At 73.9% G+C, this 14,787-nt stretch carries 14 protein-coding genes and 1 riboswitch; of the genes, 10 read left to right on the top strand and 4 right to left on the bottom strand.

Annotated elements, in window-relative coordinates; translation table 11 throughout:
- Nucleotides 1-28 precede the first annotated feature (28 nt).
- From VM636_RS09145 to aroC, 6 genes are all read left to right on the top strand, one after another.
- Nucleotides 29-799 carry a 2,3-dihydro-2,3-dihydroxybenzoate dehydrogenase gene (locus VM636_RS09145; protein WP_030421340.1) on the top strand — a complete coding sequence of 257 codons (771 nt, stop codon included), beginning with the start codon at nucleotides 29-31 and terminating at the stop codon, nucleotides 797-799.
- 28 nt (nucleotides 800-827) lie between these two features.
- Complete coding sequence (locus VM636_RS09140; RefSeq protein ID WP_030421339.1) at nucleotides 828-1,469, top strand: isochorismatase family protein; 642 nt, start codon at nucleotides 828-830, stop codon at nucleotides 1,467-1,469.
- A complete protein-coding gene (locus VM636_RS09135; protein WP_030421338.1) occupies nucleotides 1,466-3,355 on the top strand; it encodes a chorismate-binding protein in 1,890 nt (629 codons plus the stop codon). The genes VM636_RS09140 and VM636_RS09135 overlap by 4 nt, the downstream gene beginning before the upstream one ends.
- The gene (locus VM636_RS09130) at nucleotides 3,352-3,684 is read left to right on the top strand and encodes a hypothetical protein (RefSeq protein ID WP_030421337.1); all 333 of its coding nucleotides are present in this window, start codon (nucleotides 3,352-3,354) and stop codon (nucleotides 3,682-3,684) included. The genes VM636_RS09135 and VM636_RS09130 overlap by 4 nt, the downstream gene beginning before the upstream one ends.
- 90 nt (nucleotides 3,685-3,774) lie before the next feature.
- A complete protein-coding gene (locus VM636_RS09125) occupies nucleotides 3,775-4,962 on the top strand; it encodes a 3-hydroxybenzoate 6-monooxygenase (RefSeq protein WP_030421336.1) in 1,188 nt (395 codons plus the stop codon).
- Complete coding sequence (gene aroC, locus VM636_RS09120; RefSeq protein ID WP_338484258.1) at nucleotides 4,959-6,179, top strand: chorismate synthase; 1,221 nt, start codon at nucleotides 4,959-4,961, stop codon at nucleotides 6,177-6,179. Before VM636_RS09125 ends, aroC begins: the two co-directional genes overlap by 4 nt.
- Here aroC and VM636_RS09115 read toward each other — a convergent pair.
- The 4 genes from VM636_RS09115 to gcvT all read right to left on the bottom strand — a co-directional run bounded on the left by VM636_RS09115 (nucleotide 6,166) and on the right by gcvT (nucleotide 10,516).
- Nucleotides 6,166-7,533 (bottom strand): L-serine ammonia-lyase, encoded by a 1,368-nt coding sequence (locus VM636_RS09115; RefSeq protein WP_030421628.1) that lies wholly within the window; start codon nucleotides 7,531-7,533, stop codon nucleotides 6,166-6,168. The genes aroC and VM636_RS09115 overlap by 14 nt on opposite strands.
- Nucleotides 7,534-7,619: 86 nt before the next feature.
- Entirely contained in the window at nucleotides 7,620-8,882 is a 1,263-nt protein-coding gene (glyA, locus tag VM636_RS09110) for a serine hydroxymethyltransferase (protein WP_030421629.1), read from the bottom strand.
- Nucleotides 8,883-8,897: 15 nt separating this feature from the next.
- A complete protein-coding gene (gene gcvH / locus VM636_RS09105; protein ID WP_030421630.1) occupies nucleotides 8,898-9,275 on the bottom strand; it encodes a glycine cleavage system protein GcvH in 378 nt (125 codons plus the stop codon).
- A 122-nt stretch (nucleotides 9,276-9,397) separates the two neighbouring features.
- Entirely contained in the window at nucleotides 9,398-10,516 is a 1,119-nt protein-coding gene (gcvT, locus tag VM636_RS09100; protein WP_030421631.1) for a glycine cleavage system aminomethyltransferase GcvT, read from the bottom strand.
- Between the two features lie 191 nt (nucleotides 10,517-10,707).
- Nucleotides 10,708-10,801, bottom strand: a riboswitch (glycine riboswitch).
- A gap of 177 nt (nucleotides 10,802-10,978) precedes the next feature.
- On the opposite strand from gcvT, the gene VM636_RS09095 reads away from it, so the two are divergent.
- From VM636_RS09095 to VM636_RS09080, 4 genes are all read left to right on the top strand, one after another.
- On the top strand, nucleotides 10,979-11,662 hold the full coding sequence (locus tag VM636_RS09095) for an AAA family ATPase (protein WP_030421632.1): 684 nt from the start codon (nucleotides 10,979-10,981) through the stop codon (nucleotides 11,660-11,662).
- Nucleotides 11,663-11,738: 76 nt separating this feature from the next.
- A complete protein-coding gene (locus tag VM636_RS09090) occupies nucleotides 11,739-12,530 on the top strand; it encodes an enhanced serine sensitivity protein SseB C-terminal domain-containing protein (protein ID WP_030421633.1) in 792 nt (263 codons plus the stop codon).
- Nucleotides 12,531-12,652: 122 nt separating this feature from the next.
- The gene (locus VM636_RS09085; protein ID WP_030421634.1) at nucleotides 12,653-13,450 is read left to right on the top strand and encodes an enhanced serine sensitivity protein SseB C-terminal domain-containing protein; all 798 of its coding nucleotides are present in this window, start codon (nucleotides 12,653-12,655) and stop codon (nucleotides 13,448-13,450) included.
- Nucleotides 13,451-13,777: 327 nt separating this feature from the next.
- Nucleotides 13,778-14,785 (top strand): ABC transporter permease, encoded by a 1,008-nt coding sequence (locus VM636_RS09080; protein WP_030421635.1) that lies wholly within the window; start codon nucleotides 13,778-13,780, stop codon nucleotides 14,783-14,785.
- Nucleotides 14,786-14,787: the final 2 nt, after the last annotated feature.

The following is a 14,787-nucleotide window of genomic DNA, read 5'->3' as shown; positions in this document are numbered from 1 at the left end:
CGGCCCGCCCCCAGGGAGGACGACCGTCGTGAAAGGAAGCACCGCACTGGTCACCGGAGCCGCCGGCGGCATAGGAGAGGCGGTCGTCCGCGCCCTCGGCGAACGCGGAGCGGCCGTCGCCGCCGTCGACAAGGACCGCCGCAGGCTGGACGAGGTGGCCGGCCGGCTCGCCGCCGACGGGCTGCGCGTCCGGGCGTTCCCCGCCGACGTCACCACGGGCGCCGCCGCCGAACGCCTCACCGCCGAGGTCGAGGAGGCCCTGGGACCCGTGGGCCACCTGGTCAACGGCGCGGGCGTGCTCCGCCTCGGCCGGGCCACCGACCTCACCGAGGAGGACTGGGCGCAGACCCTCGCGGTCAACGCCACCGGCGTGTTCCTCATGTCCCGCGCCGTGGTCGGCCGCATGATCCCGCGCCGCCGCGGGGCCGTCGTCACCATCGCCTCCAACGCGGCCGGCACCGCCCGCACCGAGATGGCCGCCTACGCGGCGTCCAAGGCCGCGGCGTCCATGTTCACCAAGTGCCTCGGGCTGGAGGTCGCCCGGTACGGCATCCGCTGCAACGTGGTCGCCCCCGGCTCCACCGAGACCCCGATGCTCACGTCCATGTGGCGGGACGAGAACGGCCCCGCCGCCACCCTGGAGGGCTCACCCGGCGCCTACCGCGTCGGCATCCCGCTCGGCAAGCTGGCCCGCCCCTCGGACGTCGCCGACGCCGTGGCCTTCCTCCTCTCGGACCGGGCCTCGCACATCACGATGCACGACCTCACCGTCGACGGCGGCGCGACCCTCGGCGTCTGACACCACCCCTAGTCACTGGAGGACGACCATGCCCGGGATACCCCCCATCCAGGCGTACCCCATGCCCCAGGAAGGCGACCTGCCCGCCAACACCGCCGCCTGGCAGGCCGACCCGGACCGGGCGGTCCTGCTCGTGCACGACATGCAGCGCTACTTCCTCCGGCACCTCCCCGCCGACCGGTCGCCGGGCGCCGACCTCGTCCGCAACGCGCGTCAGCTCCGCGAACAGGCCGCCGCCCGCGGCGTCCCCGTCGCCTACACGGCCCAGCCCGGCGGCATGAGCGACGAGGAACGCGGACTGCTCAAGGACTTCTGGGGGCCGGGCATGCGCCTCGACCCCGCCGACCGCGAGATCGTCGAACCGCTCGCGCCGGGCCCCGACGACTGGCGGCTCACCAAGTGGCGCTACAGCGCCTTCTTCCGCACCGACCTGCTGGAGCGCATGCGCGCCGCGGGCCGCGACCAGGTGATCCTGTGCGGCGTCTACGCCCACATCGGCGTACTGGCCAGCGCCGTGGACGCCTTCACCCACGACCTGGAGACCTTCCTGGTGGCCGACGCCGTCGCCGACTTCACCGAGGCGTACCACCGGCTCGCCCTCGACTACGCCGCCGAACGCTGCGCCGTGGTCACCACCGCGAAGACCGTCGTCGAGGAGCTGGGCCGATGACCGCGCCCCGCCCGGCCGGCACCCTCCTGGACCGGGTCCTCGCCCAGGAGCCGCCCGTCTTCGCGCTGCTGCACCGCCCCGAGACCACCGGGCCCGACACCCTGGAGGTCCTGACCGGCACCGCCGCCGCCGTGGACACCCTGGCCGACATCCCCCTGGACGAGGCCCCCGGCCCCGCCGCCGGGGCCCGCGAGCAGGTCCTGGCGCTCGTCCCCTACCGCCAGATCGCCGAGCGCGGCTACGCCTGCGCCGACGACGGCGAACCGCTGATCGCGATCACCGTGCGGGAGCAGACGGCCGTCCCCCTCGGCGAGGCCCTGCGCCGGCTGCCGGACGGGCCGGTCGTCCTCGACGGCGGCGCCTTCGACCTGGACGACGACGAGTACGCCGGCATCGTCGCCAAGGTGATCGCCGACGAGATCGGCACCGGCGAGGGCGCCAACTTCGTCGTCAAACGGTCCTTCGTCGCCGACATCACCGACTACACCGTGCACAGCGCCCTCGCCTTCTTCCGGCGGCTCCTGGAACGGGAGCAGGGCGCGTACTGGACCTTCCTCGTGCACACGGGGGAGCGCACCCTCGTCGGCGCCACCCCCGAGCGGCACGTCAGCCTGCGCGGCGGGCGGGCCGTGATGAACCCGATCAGCGGCACCTACCGCTACCCGCCCACCGGCCCGACCCTCCCCGGCGTGCTCGACTTCCTCGCCGACCGCAAGGAGACCGACGAGCTGTACATGGTCGTCGACGAGGAACTCAAGATGATGGCCCGGATCTGCGACCCCGCCCCCAGGGTCGTCGGCCCCGGGCTCAAGGAGATGGCCCGGCTCGCGCACACCGAGTACCTCATCGAGGGCACCAGCGACCGCGACCCCCGCGCCATCCTGCGGGAGACCCTGTTCGCGCCGACGGTGACGGGCAGCCCGCTGGAGAGCGCCTGCCGGGTCATCAGCCGCTACGAACCCCGCGGGCGCGGCTACTACAGCGGGGTCGCCGCCCTGATCGGGCGGGACGCCGAGGGCGGGCGCACCCTCGACTCCGCCATCCTCATCCGCACCGCCGACATCGGCGCGGGCGGACGCCTGAGCATCGGTGTCGGCGCCACCCTGGTGCGCCACTCCGACCCGGCCTCGGAGGTCGAGGAGACCCGTGCCAAGGCGTCCGGACTGCTCGCCGCCCTCGGCGCGGGCGGCGCACCGCGCCTCGCCGGGCACCCGAGCGTGCGCCGGGCCCTGGAACGCCGCAACGGCCAGATCGCCGGCTTCTGGATCGGCGAGCGCACCGCGGACGGCGTCGTACGGCCCGAACTGACCGGCCGCAGCGTCCTGGTGGTCGACGCCGAGGACACCTTCACCGCCATGCTCGGCCACCAGCTCCGCGCCCTCGGCCTGGTCCCCACCGTCCGGCGCTACGACGAGCCCCACTCCTTCGACGGCCACGACCTCGTCGTGATGGGCCCCGGCCCCGGCGACCCGCGCGCCGCCGGAGACCCGAAGATCGCCCACCTGCGGGCCGCGCTCGGCACCCTCCTGACGGAGCGCCGCCCCTTCCTCGCGGTCTGCCTCAGCCACCAGGTGCTGGGCTCCCTGCTCGGCCTCGAACTGGTGCGCCGACCGGTGCCCCACCAGGGATTCCAGCGGGAGATCGAGCTGTTCGGCAGGCGCGAACGGGTCGGCTTCTACAACACGTTCGCCGCCCGCTGCGCCGGTCCCGCCGTCGACGTGCCCGGCGTGGGCACCGTCGAGGCGAGCCGCGACGAGGAGAGCGGCGAGGTGCACGCGCTGCGCGGGCCGGGCTTCGCCTCCCTGCAGTTCCACCCCGAGTCCGTGCTCACCCGGGACGGCGTCCGCATCACCGGCGACGCGCTCGCGGGGGTGCTGCGCCGATGAGGGTGGTGATCGTGTGGTGGGACCTCGGACGGTCCGAGCAGACCATCGCCTCCCTGCGCGCCTTCCTGCGGGACGAGGCCGTGGACCGCTACGCCCGGATGCCGGGGCTGCGCCTGAAGGTGTGGATCGCCGACGAGACCACCGACCGCTGGGGCGCGGTGTTCCTGTGGGAGTCGGCGCGGGCGGCGGAGGCGCCGCTGCCGCCCGGCGCCGCCGCGCTCATCGGCTACGCGCCCACCGAGCGGTACGCCTTCGACGTCGAGGCGACCACCGAGGGCGCCTACGACACCGCCGGACTGGCCCGCCTCGGCCGCGCCTTCACCGGCTGAGCCGCCCTCCGCGACGGCCCGGGGACCGGCCGGACCCGACGGTCCCCGGCCCGGCACCCGGCACCCAACCGACCAGCGACAAGGAGCACCATGAAGGTACTCATAGCCGGGGGCGGCATCGGGGGCCTCGCGGCGGCCCTGAGCATCGCCCGCAACGGCCACCGCGCCGTCGTACTCGAACGCGCGGCGGCCTTCACCGAACTGGGCGCGGGCATCCAGCTCGGCCCCAACGCCTTCCACGCCCTGGACCGCCTCGGCATCGGCCCGGCCGCCCGCGCGTGCGCCGTCCACGTCGACGCGCTGCGCTTCATGGACGGCACGACCGGGGAACAGGTCGTGAGCATGCCGCTGACCGGCGCCTACCGCGCCCGCTTCGGCAACCCGTACGCCGTCGTGCACCGCGGCGACCTCTACCAGGCGCTCCTCGACGGCTGCGCCGCCCACCCGGGCGTCACACTGAGCGCGAACCGCTCCGTGACCGGGTACGAGCAGACCCCGGCGGGCGTCACCGCCCTCCTCGACGGCGGGGAGCGCGTCACCGGGGCGGTGCTCGTCGGCGCGGACGGCATCCGCTCCGCCGTCCGGGAACGGCTGCTCGGCGACGGCCCGCCGCGCGTCTGCGGCCACACCATCTACCGGTCCGTCATCCCCATGGAACGCGTCCCGGCCGAGCTGCGCTGGAACAGCGTCACCCTGTGGGCCGGGCCACGGTGGCACTTCGTGCACTACCCCATCGGCAGGGGCGAACTGTTCAACCTCGCCATCACCCTGGACGACGGCGCGCCCGAGGTGGTGACCGGCCGGCCCGCCGGGCGCGGACACGTCCTCGCCCGCTTCCCGGGGCTGAGCGGCACCGCCCGGCGGCTGCTGGAACTGGGGACCGACTGGAAGGAGTGGGTCCTGTGCGACCGGGACCCCGTCGACCGCTGGACGGACGGCCGGGTCGCCCTCCTCGGCGACGCCGCGCATCCCATGCTCCAGTACGCGGCCCAGGGCGCCTGCATGGCACTGGAGGACGCCGTGCTCCTCGGCGATCTGCTCGCCGGGGCCGGCGACGACGTGCCCCAGCGCCTGGAGAAGTACCAGGCCGAGCGCCGGGAACGCGCCGCCGGGGCGCAGCGGGTCGCCCGCGCCCTGGGCGAGCGGCTCTACCACCCGGCGGGGGAGGAGGCCGTCGCCCGCAACGCCATGCTGTCCTCCCTCACCGTCGACGACCTCCACGACAAGGTCGCCTGGCTGCACGGGGCGCGCGTCGGCGGGACGGGGGAACCGCGTTGAGCGGGTTGCGCTGGCTGACCGCGGGGGAGTCCCACGGTCCCGCACTCGTCGCGACGCTGGAGGGTCTGCCCGCCGGCGTGCCGGTCACGACGGAGATGGTGGCGGATCATCTGGCGCGGCGGCGGCTGGGGTACGGGCGCGGTGCCCGGATGAGGTTCGAGCGGGACGAGGTGACCTTCCTCGGCGGTGTCCGGCACGGTCTGACCCTGGGTTCCCCGGTCGCGGTGATGGTCGGCAACACCGAGTGGCCGAAGTGGGAGCAGGTGATGGCCGCCGACCCGGTCGATCCGCGGGTGCTGGCCGGTCTGGCGCGGAACGCTCCGCTGACGCGTCCGCGGCCGGGACACGCGGACCTGGCCGGGATGCAGAAGTACGGGTTCGACGAGGCGCGGCCGGTGCTGGAACGTGCCTCGGCGCGGGAGACCGCGGCGCGGGTCGCGCTGGGCGCCGTCGCCCGCTCGTACCTGAAGGAGACGGCTGGCATCGAGATCGTCAGCCACGTGGTGGAACTGGCCGCGGCGAAGGCCCCGTACGGCGTGTACCCGGTGCCGGGGGACGTGGAGCGGCTCGACGCGGACCCGGTGCGCTGTCTGGACGCGGACGCCTCGAAGGCGATGGTCGCGGAGATCGACCAGGCCCACAAGGACGGGGACACCCTGGGCGGCGTGGTCGAGGTGCTGGCCTACGGGGTGCCCGTGGGACTGGGCTCGCACGTGCACTGGGACCGGCGGCTGGACGCGCGGCTGGCGGCGGCGCTGATGGGCATCCAGGCGATCAAGGGCGTCGAGATCGGGGACGGCTTCGGGCTGGCCCGAGTGCCCGGATCGCGGGCGCACGACGAGATCGTGGCGGACGACGACGGCATCCGGCGCGCCACCGGGCGCGCGGGCGGCACGGAGGGCGGCCTGTCGACGGGCGAGGCGCTGCGGGTACGCGCGGCGATGAAGCCGATCGCGACGGTGCCGCGGGCGCTGCGCACGGTCGACGTGGTGACCGGAGAGGCGGCGCAGGCACACCACCAGCGTTCGGACGTGTGCGCGGTGCCGGCGGCCGGGATCGTGGCGGAGGCCATGGTCGCGCTGGTGCTCGCGGACGCGGTCGCGGAGAAGTTCGGGGGCGACAGCGTCACCGAGACCCGCCGCAACGTCCGCTCCTACCTCGACGCCCTGGCCGTACCGTGCCCCGCCCGCCGGGAGGCGCCGCTCAGCACTCGATGATGTTCACCGCGAGGCCGCCGCGGGCCGTCTCCTTGTACTTCACGGACATGTCCGCGCCGGTCTCCTTCATCGTCTTGATGACCTTGTCCAGGGAGACCTTGTGCGAGCCGTCGCCGCGCAGCGCCATCCGCGCGGCGGTGACGGCCTTGACCGCCGCCATGCCGTTGCGCTCGATGCACGGGATCTGGACCAGGCCGCCGACCGGGTCGCAGGTCAGGCCGAGGTTGTGCTCCATGCCGATCTCGGCCGCGTTCTCCACCTGCTCCGGCGATCCGCCCATCACCTCGGCCAGCGCGCCCGCCGCCATCGAGCAGGCGGAGCCGACCTCGCCCTGGCAGCCGACCTCGGCGCCGGAGATCGAGGCGTTCTCCTTGAAGAGCATGCCGATCGCGCCCGCGGCGAGCAGGAAGCGGACCACGCCGTCCTCGTCGGCGCCGGGCACGAAGTTCACGTAGTAGTGCAGGACCGCCGGGATGATGCCGGCCGCGCCGTTGGTCGGGGCCGTCACGACCCGGCCGCCGGCCGCGTTCTCCTCGTTGACGGCCATCGCGTAGAGGGTGATCCACTCCATCGCGAGGGCCTGGGCGTCGCCCTCCGAGCGCAGCTTGCGCGCGGTGGTGGCGGCCCGGCGGCGGACCTTCAGCCCGCCCGGCAGGATGCCCTCGCGGGACATGCCGCGGTCGACGCAGGCCCGCATCACGCCCCAGATCTCCAGCAGGCCCGCGCGGACCTCGTCCTCGTCGCGCCAGGCCCGCTCGTTCTCCATCATCAGCGCGGAGATCGACAGGCCGGTCTCCTCGGTCAGCCGCAGCAGCTCGTCCCCGGTGCGGAAGGGGTGCTTCAGCACCGTGTCGTCCAGCTTGATGCGGTCCGCGCCCACCGCCTCCTCGTCGACGACGAAACCGCCGCCCACCGAGTAGTACGTCTTCGCCAGCAGTTCCGCGCCCGCCGCGTCCCGGGCCACCAGGGTCATGCCGTTGGCGTGGTAGGGGAGCGCCTCGCGGCGGTGCAGGACCATGTCGTCGTCGAAGGAGAAGGCGATCTCGTGCTCGCCGAGCAGCCGGAGCCGCCCCGAGGAGCGGATCTCCCCGACCCGCTCGTCCGCCTTCTCCACGTCCACCGTGCGCGGCGAGTCGCCCTCCAGGCCGAGCAGCACCGCCTTCGGCGTGCCGTGACCGTGGCCGGTCGCACCGAGCGAGCCGTACAACTCGGCGCGGACCGAGGCGGCGCGCGTCAACAGCCCCTCGTGGCCGAGGCGCCGGGCGAACATGCGGGCCGCCCGCATCGGGCCGACCGTGTGGGAGCTCGACGGGCCGATGCCGATCGAGAACAGGTCGAAGACCGAGATGGCCACGGAGACTCCTCAGAACGGGGGGTGGTGCGGAGGGACGGGCACCGTGCCCGTTCGTGGCGGGCACGGTGCCGTGGGGGTACCGCGGGTTACTTGGTCAGACCCGGGTACAGGGGGTGCTTGTCGGCCAGGGCCTTCACCCGGGCCTTGAGCGCCTCTGCGTCGTACGACGGCTTCAGCGCCTCGGCGATCACGTCGGCGACCTCGGCGAAGTCCTCCGCCGTGAAGCCGCGGGTGGCCAGCGCCGGGGTGCCGATGCGCAGACCGGAGGTCACCATCGGCGGGCGCGGGTCGTCCGGCACGGCGTTGCGGTTCACCGTGATGCCGATCTCGTGCAGGCGGTCCTCGGCCTGCTGCCCGTCCAGCTCGGACTCGCGCAGGTCGACCAGGACGAGGTGCACGTCCGTGCCGCCGGACAGCACGGACACGCCCGCCGCCTTGGCGTCGTCCCGCACCAGCCGCTCGGCCAGGGCGCGGGCGCCCTCCAGCGTACGGCGCTGGCGCTCCTTGAAGTCCTCGGAGGCGGCGACCTTGAAGGCGACGGCCTTGGCGGCCACCACGTGCTCCAGCGGACCGCCCTGCTGACCGGGGAAGACCGCCGAGTTGATCTTCTTGGCGAGGTCGGCCGTGGAGAGGATCACACCGCCGCGCGGGCCGCCGAGCGTCTTGTGCGTGGTGGTCGTCACCACGTGCGCGTGCGGCACCGGGTTGGGGTGCAGTCCCGCGGCGACGAGCCCGGCGAAGTGCGCCATGTCGACCATGAGGTAGGCGCCGACCTCGTCGGCGATCCTGCGGAACGCGGCGAAGTCGAGCTGCCGCGGGTAGGCCGACCAGCCCGCCACGATCAGCTTGGGCCGGCTCTCCCGGGCCAGCCGCTCCACCTCGGCCATGTCGACCCGGCCGTCGTCGCCCACGTGGTAGGCGACCACGTCGTAGAGCTTGCCGGAGAAGTTGATCTTCATGCCGTGGGTCAGGTGCCCGCCGTGGGCGAGGTTGAGACCCATGATGGTGTCGCCGGGCTTGAGCAGCGCGAACATCGCGGCGGCGTTGGCCTGGGCGCCCGAGTGCGGCTGCACGTTGGCGTGCTCGGCGCCGAAGAGCGCCTTGACCCGGTCGATGGCGATCTGCTCGACCACGTCGACGTGCTCGCAGCCGCCGTAGTAGCGGCGGCCGGGGTAGCCCTCGGCGTACTTGTTGGTCAGGACCGAGCCCTGGGCCTCCATGACCGCGACCGGGGCGAAGTTCTCCGAGGCGATCATCTCGAGGGTGGACTGCTGGCGGTCCAGCTCGGCGTCGAGCGCGGCGGCCACGTCCGGGTCGAGCGCGTGCAGGGGCGTGTTCAGAAGCGACATGCGGTCGGTCCCTCCTCAGCCGGCGATGAACTGGGCGTACTCGTCGGCGGAGAGCAGGTCGTCCGGCTCGCCGGTGACGCGCACCTTGAAGAGCCAGCCGCCCTCGAAGGGGGCCGAGTTCACCAGCGAGGGGTCGCTGACGACGTCCTCGTTGACCTCGGTGACCTCGCCGGTGACGGGGCAGTAGAGGTCGGAGACGGACTTGGTCGACTCCAGCTCACCGCAGGTCTCGCCCGCCGTGACGGTGGAACCGGTCTCCGGGAGCTGCACGAAGACGACGTCGCCGAGCGCGTTGGCCGCGTGCTCGGTGATGCCGATCACCGACACGCCGTCCTCGGCGGCCGACAGCCACTCGTGCTCCTTGCTGTAACGCAGGTTCTGGGGGTTGCTCATGGCCTGAATTCTCCTGTATGCGGGGGAGTGCTGACGAAGGGGAGCGCCGCCGCACCGCCGGCCGGCGGCGGGGCGGGACGCGGGGACCGCGCCGCTGCTCGCGCGGGCGGCCGGGGCGGCCGCTACTTGGCGCGCGTGTAGAACGGCAGCGCCACGACCTCGTACGGCTCGTGGGAGCCCCGGATGTCGACGCCGACCCCGGGCGTGCCCGGTGCCGCGACCGCGGGGTCCACGTAGGCCATGGCGATCGGCTTGCCCAGGGTCGGGGAGGGGGCCCCGGAGGTGACCTCGCCGACCACCTCGCCGTCGCGGACCACGGCGTACCCGGCGCGCGGGACGCGGCGGCCCTCGGCGACCAGGCCGACCAGGACCCGCGGCGGGGTGCTCTCGGTGCGGGAGGCGGCCTCGGCCAGCGCCTCGCGGCCGACGAAGTCGCCCTCCTTCTCGAACTTCACCACCCGGCCGAAGCCGGCGTCGAAGGGCGTCAGGGCGGCCGACAGCTCGTGGCCGTAGAGCGGCATGCCCGCCTCCAGGCGGAGCGTGTCCCGGCAGGACAGGCCGCACGGGACCAGCCCGGCGCCCTCGCCCGCCGCGAGCAGCGCCCGCCACAGCCCCACCGCGTGCTCCGGCCGCACGAACAGCTCGAAGCCGTCCTCGCCGGTGTACCCGGTGCGCGCGATCAGCGCCGGCGCCCCGGCCACCGTGCCGGTCAGACCGGCGTAGTAGCGCAGCCCGTCCAGGTCGGCGTCGGTGAGCGGGGCGAGGACGGCCACCGCCTCGGGGCCCTGCACGGCGAGCAGCGCGTAGGCGTCCCGGTCGTCGCGGACCTCGGCGTCGAAGCCGGCCGCGCGCTCCACCAGCGCGTCCAGGACGGCCTGGGCGTTGGAGGCGTTGGCGACGACCAGGTACTCCCGCTCGCCGAGCCGGTAGACGATCAGGTCGTCCAGGATGCCGCCGTCGGGCCGGCAGATCATGGTGTAGCGGGCGCGGCCCTCCTTGACCGTGGAGATGTTGCCCACCACGGCGTGGTCGAGGAGGCGCGCGGCGTCGGGGCCGGTGACCGTGATCTCGCCCATGTGGGAGAGGTCGAAGAGGCCCGCGCGGGTGCGCACGGCCACGTGCTCGTCCCGCTCGGAGCCGTAGCGCAGCGGCATGTCCCAGCCGGCGAAGTCGGTCATCGTCGCACCCAGCGCGCGGTGCTCGGCATCGAGCGCGGTGCGGCGTGGTTCGGTACTGCTCATCGGTCGGTCGTCTCCCAGGGCGAGGGTCCCGGGCACGGCACGGGGCCGGACACGGGGGCAGGACGGGGCACATCCTCCCCATCTGTCATCGGAACCTGAGAGGTTCGCCCTGAGCACCGCGCGTCGGCGGTGCGGAGCTTGCACCTTGGGTGGGGCCCCCGGACGCCGGGCGGCCCGCTTTTCAGATGTGCCTCGCCCGCGCGGTAACGGTGCCTGAGAGATTCAAGGGAGGGACTTGCTCCTTCGGCGCCCCGGCGCGGCCGGGGACTCTCCCGCGCGGATTCAAACGGCCGGTATGCAGTTGGCGCCGCCATCATCGCATGCCCGGCCCGCTCGCGGCAGACCGTGATCTGTAACCGCCTTGTGGCACTGGGCGCACGAAATCGCGAGACCGCGGCATTACCTTCTCTTTACACTCGGCGGGGAGGACCTCGCCGACGCCCCCAGGGGAGGACGAACACGGTGGACAGGACCACGGCGTACGCGGCGGCCCGCGGCCTCGCACCGTCCCCGCGGCCCGCGGCCCCGGCCGCCCGTTCCCGCGCCCGGCGCGCGACCCCGCCCGCGCCGGCGCCCGTCGTCCGCGACCTGCGCGGCCGGGCCGGCCGGGGCCCGCGCGACCTGCTCTTCGCCCGCCACGACCTGGTGGTCGTCACCGGACTGCCCGGCGGCGGCAAGTCCACCCTCATGCGCCGCGCCGTGCCCGGCGCCCGCGTCGACTCCCAGGACACCCGCGACCGCTGGGAGCGCCGGATGCCCCGCCGCCTGCCGTACGCCCTCTACCGCCCCCTCGTCCGCCTCTCCCACTACGCCGGACTGCGCCGCGCGCTCGCCGGCGGCGGGGGACTGGTCGTGCACGACTGCGGCACCCAGACCTGGGTGCGCCGCTGGCTCGCCCGCGAGGCCCGGCGCCGCGGCGCCGCCCTGCACCTGGTCCTCCTCGACGTCGGCGCCGACGAGGCCCTGGCCGGCCAGCGCGAACGCGGACGGGGCGTCAGCCGGTACGCCTTCGCGCGCCACCGCGCCGCCACCGCCCGGCTGCTGGCCGCCGTGGCCGCCGGGAGGCCGCCGGCCGGCTGCGGCTCCGCCGTCCTCCTCGACCGCGCCGCCGCCCGCGCGTTACGGCGGATCGCGTTCGTTCGCTGACGGACCGTGTGCCTCCGCCCTCGAACGGGTTAGCCTTTCCAGCCAAGCAGCGGTACCAGGCAGGCGGTAGGCACAGATGGACATCCCGGCGGACCACTCCGCGGACTTCCCGGCGCAGGCGCACCCCCACTCCCACGGCGGTTGGCCCGGCAACGAACTGGAGGAGGTGCTGTCCGCCTCCCTCGGCGTGCCCGGCGCCGGCGGACGCATCGTCGAGGTCCTCGGCCGCAGCTTCGTCTGGGTCCCGCTGCCCAACGGGGGCGGCCCCGGCACCGGCCCCCTGGACCTGCCCGCCGTGGACCTCGACGGCCAGGCGTACGTACCGGTGTTCAGCTCCGAGGAGCAGTTCCGCCGCGTCGTCGGCGCCCACATGGCGTACACCGTCGCGCCCGCCGTGGAGTTCGCCCGCGGACTGCCCCCGCAGATCGGCATCGCCCTCAACCCGGACGGCGTCGTCGGCGCCCCGCTCCCGCCCGCCGCCGTGGCCGAGCTGTGCCGCGCCGCCGGCTCCCCGGGGGCCGGCGAGGCGGGCGGCGGCCGGGTCCGCCTCTTCGAACCCGACTGGCAGGACGACCCGGTGGACTTCCTCGCCGCCGCCTGCGCCGAGTTCGCCGCCGACGGCACCGTCCGCACCGCCCGCCGCTGCCTGGCCGCCATCGAGACCGCCGACCCCGTCATGTTCGTCGGCGTCGAACTGGCCCACTGGGAGGGCGACGCCCGGGTCCGGCCCCTGGACGCCCTCGGCCGCGCCCTGGCCGCCGCCCCGGCCCCCTGGCCGGTCAACCTGGTGCTGCTGGAGGCGGCCCAGGACCCGGTCTGCGACTGGCTGCGCGAGAACGTCCGCCCCTTCTACACCCGGGACGCCTGAGGCCGCCGCGCGGAGCCCGGCCGCCCTTCGGCGACGGGCCCCGCGCACCAGGGCCGCCGCTGTCCGGGCGGCCACATAAGCTGGTTCCATATCCGGGGCGACTTCTCGAAGGGGCGATACAGGTGAGCGCCAGCGGCACCGCGACCGGGCAGGTCGAGCACATGCTGCGCCAGGTGACCCCGGGGCGCTACGACGCCTACGAGGCACTCCTGCGCGCCCTCGCCACCCCCACCACCGGCCAGGTCTGGATGCTGCTGTGGCACGGACAGGCCGGCTCGCCCGACGCCCAGTACGGGAACATGGAGGTCGACGGCTTCGGGTACGCCCCCTGCGTCACCTCCGCCCAGGAGCTCTCCGCCAGCGGCTGGAACCGCTCGTACGAGGTGGTCGACGCCCTGGAGGCCGCCCGCGCCCTCTACCCCGACCACTACGGCCTCTGGCTCAACCCGCACGCCCCCGGCGGCGGGGTCGGCATCCCCTGGCTCGACCTGCGCCGCATCGCCTCCGGCCTGGACCGCCAGCCCGCCGGCCCGCTGCGGCTGTCCGAGCCGGCCATCGAGGTCCCCCAGTTCTACGCCCTGCTCGCGCAGAACGCCCACCGCACCCCCGCGGTCCGCGCCCTGCGCCGCGCCTGGGTGCAGCCGGCCCTCGGCGCGCCCTACCTCGCCATCGGCCTCGACGTCTACGACACCTCCCCGCCGGCCGTCGACGCCGTGCGCGGCATGATGCAGCAGTCGGTCGGCGCGGTGCCCGAGGGGCTGCCGGTCTCGACCGTCGCCATGACGGACGCCCACGACCCGGTCGCCATGTGGCTGCGGGCCAACGCCCGCCCGTTCTACGACCGCGAGGCCCACGCCGCCGCCCCCGCGCAGTCGCCCGCCGGCGGTTACGGCTACCCCCCGGCCGGGGGCCGGTTCTGATCTCGTAGAGTCCCTCGGGTCGGCCACGGAGTCCCCGAAGCCGTGAGGAGGGGAATCTTCGCGCGTAGAGGGGGTGCAACGCGTAGATATGCCCCCGATGTTCGGTTTGGATGCGTCCGGCCCCCGTTACCCACTGTCCGGATAACGGAACACCTCGAACAGCATCACGTTTGCGCATCCATTCACCGTCAAGGCTGGCAACAGATCGGCGAAGCGTTGAAGACTCCCGCAGCAGGGGGTGTTCGCCCCTGTGTACGACGGACTGATCACGCCGCCACAGCGGCAAGTGCGGGCCGGCTACCGCCGGTTGAGAGGGGTCCCTGCCAGATGACGGCACCATTGCACGAGCCGACCGCGGAAGCGGCACCGAGTGCTGCCGAGGAAGCGGCGGTGGCCGGCGCCGAGACCAAGGCGGTGCAGGGTCGCTCCCTGGGCCGGATCGCCTGGGAGCGCCTGAAACGGGACAAGCTGGCCCTCACCGGCGGCATCGTGGTGCTCTTCCTGATCGTGGTCGCGGTGCTTGCGCCCCTGATCACGTCCTGGTACGGGCAGGACCCCGACGTCTACAACGAGAGCATGATCGACCCGCTCTTCGGCACCCCCAAGGGGTCGCTGGGCGGCATCAGCGGCGACCACTGGTTCGGTGTCGAGCCGGTCAACGGCCGCGACATCTTCGCCCGCGTCGTGCACGGCGCCCGGATCTCGCTGCTCGTGGGCTTCCTGTCCGCGCTGGTGGCGGTCGTGCTCGGCACCGTGCTGGGCGTGCTGGCGGGCTTCTTCGGCGGCTGGGTCGACGCCGTCGTCAGCCGCGTCATGGACGGCCTGCTGGCCTTCCCGCAGCTCCTCTTCATCATCGCCCTGGTCTCCGTCATGCCGGACAACATGCTGGGCCTGAGCGGCACGGGCGTCCGCCTGCTGATGATGATCCTGGTCATCGGCTTCTTCGGCTGGCCCTACATCGGCCGCGTGGTGCGCGGCCAGACGCTCTCCATGCGCGAGCGGGAGTACGTCGAGGCGGCCCGGTCGCTGGGCGCCGGGCGGTTCTACATCCTCTTCAAGGAACTCCTGCCCAACCTGGTGGCACCGATCATCGTCTACACGACGATGATGATCCCCACCAACATCCTCACCGAGGCCGCACTCAGCTTCCTCGGTGTGGGCGTCAAGCCGCCCACGTCGTCCTGGGGGCAGATGCTGTCGAGCGCGATCGACTACTACAAGTCGGACCCCATGTACATGGTGATCCCGGGTGTGGCGATCTTCATCACCGTTCTTGCCTTCAATCTCTTCGGTGACGGCGTACGCGACGCGCTGGACCCGAAGGGCTCCCGCTGACC

Origin of the sequence: Streptomyces sp. SCSIO 75703, from assembly GCF_036607905.1 — a bacterium.
GTDB lineage: Bacteria > Actinomycetota > Actinomycetes > Streptomycetales > Streptomycetaceae > Streptomyces.
This window is presented reverse-complemented; position numbering and strand designations above follow the sequence as displayed.

Bases quoted from the DNA above. Each gene is read 5' to 3' on its own strand.
- VM636_RS09135 (WP_030421338.1), top strand. From the start codon at position 1,466: ATGACCGCGCCCCGCCCGGCCGGCACCCTCCTGGACCGGGTCCTCGCC.
- gcvH (WP_030421630.1), bottom strand. From the start codon at position 9,275: ATGAGCAACCCCCAGAACCTGCGTTACAGCAAGGAGCACGAGTGGCTG.
- gcvT (WP_030421631.1), bottom strand. From the start codon at position 10,516: ATGAGCAGTACCGAACCACGCCGCACCGCGCTCGATGCCGAGCACCGC.
- VM636_RS09090 (WP_030421633.1), top strand. From the start codon at position 11,739: ATGGACATCCCGGCGGACCACTCCGCGGACTTCCCGGCGCAGGCGCAC.
- VM636_RS09140 (WP_030421339.1), top strand. From the start codon at position 828: ATGCCCGGGATACCCCCCATCCAGGCGTACCCCATGCCCCAGGAAGGC.
- VM636_RS09080 (WP_030421635.1), top strand. From the start codon at position 13,778: ATGACGGCACCATTGCACGAGCCGACCGCGGAAGCGGCACCGAGTGCT.
- VM636_RS09130 (WP_030421337.1), top strand. From the start codon at position 3,352: ATGAGGGTGGTGATCGTGTGGTGGGACCTCGGACGGTCCGAGCAGACC.
- glyA (WP_030421629.1), bottom strand. From the start codon at position 8,882: ATGTCGCTTCTGAACACGCCCCTGCACGCGCTCGACCCGGACGTGGCC.
- VM636_RS09125 (WP_030421336.1), top strand. From the start codon at position 3,775: ATGAAGGTACTCATAGCCGGGGGCGGCATCGGGGGCCTCGCGGCGGCC.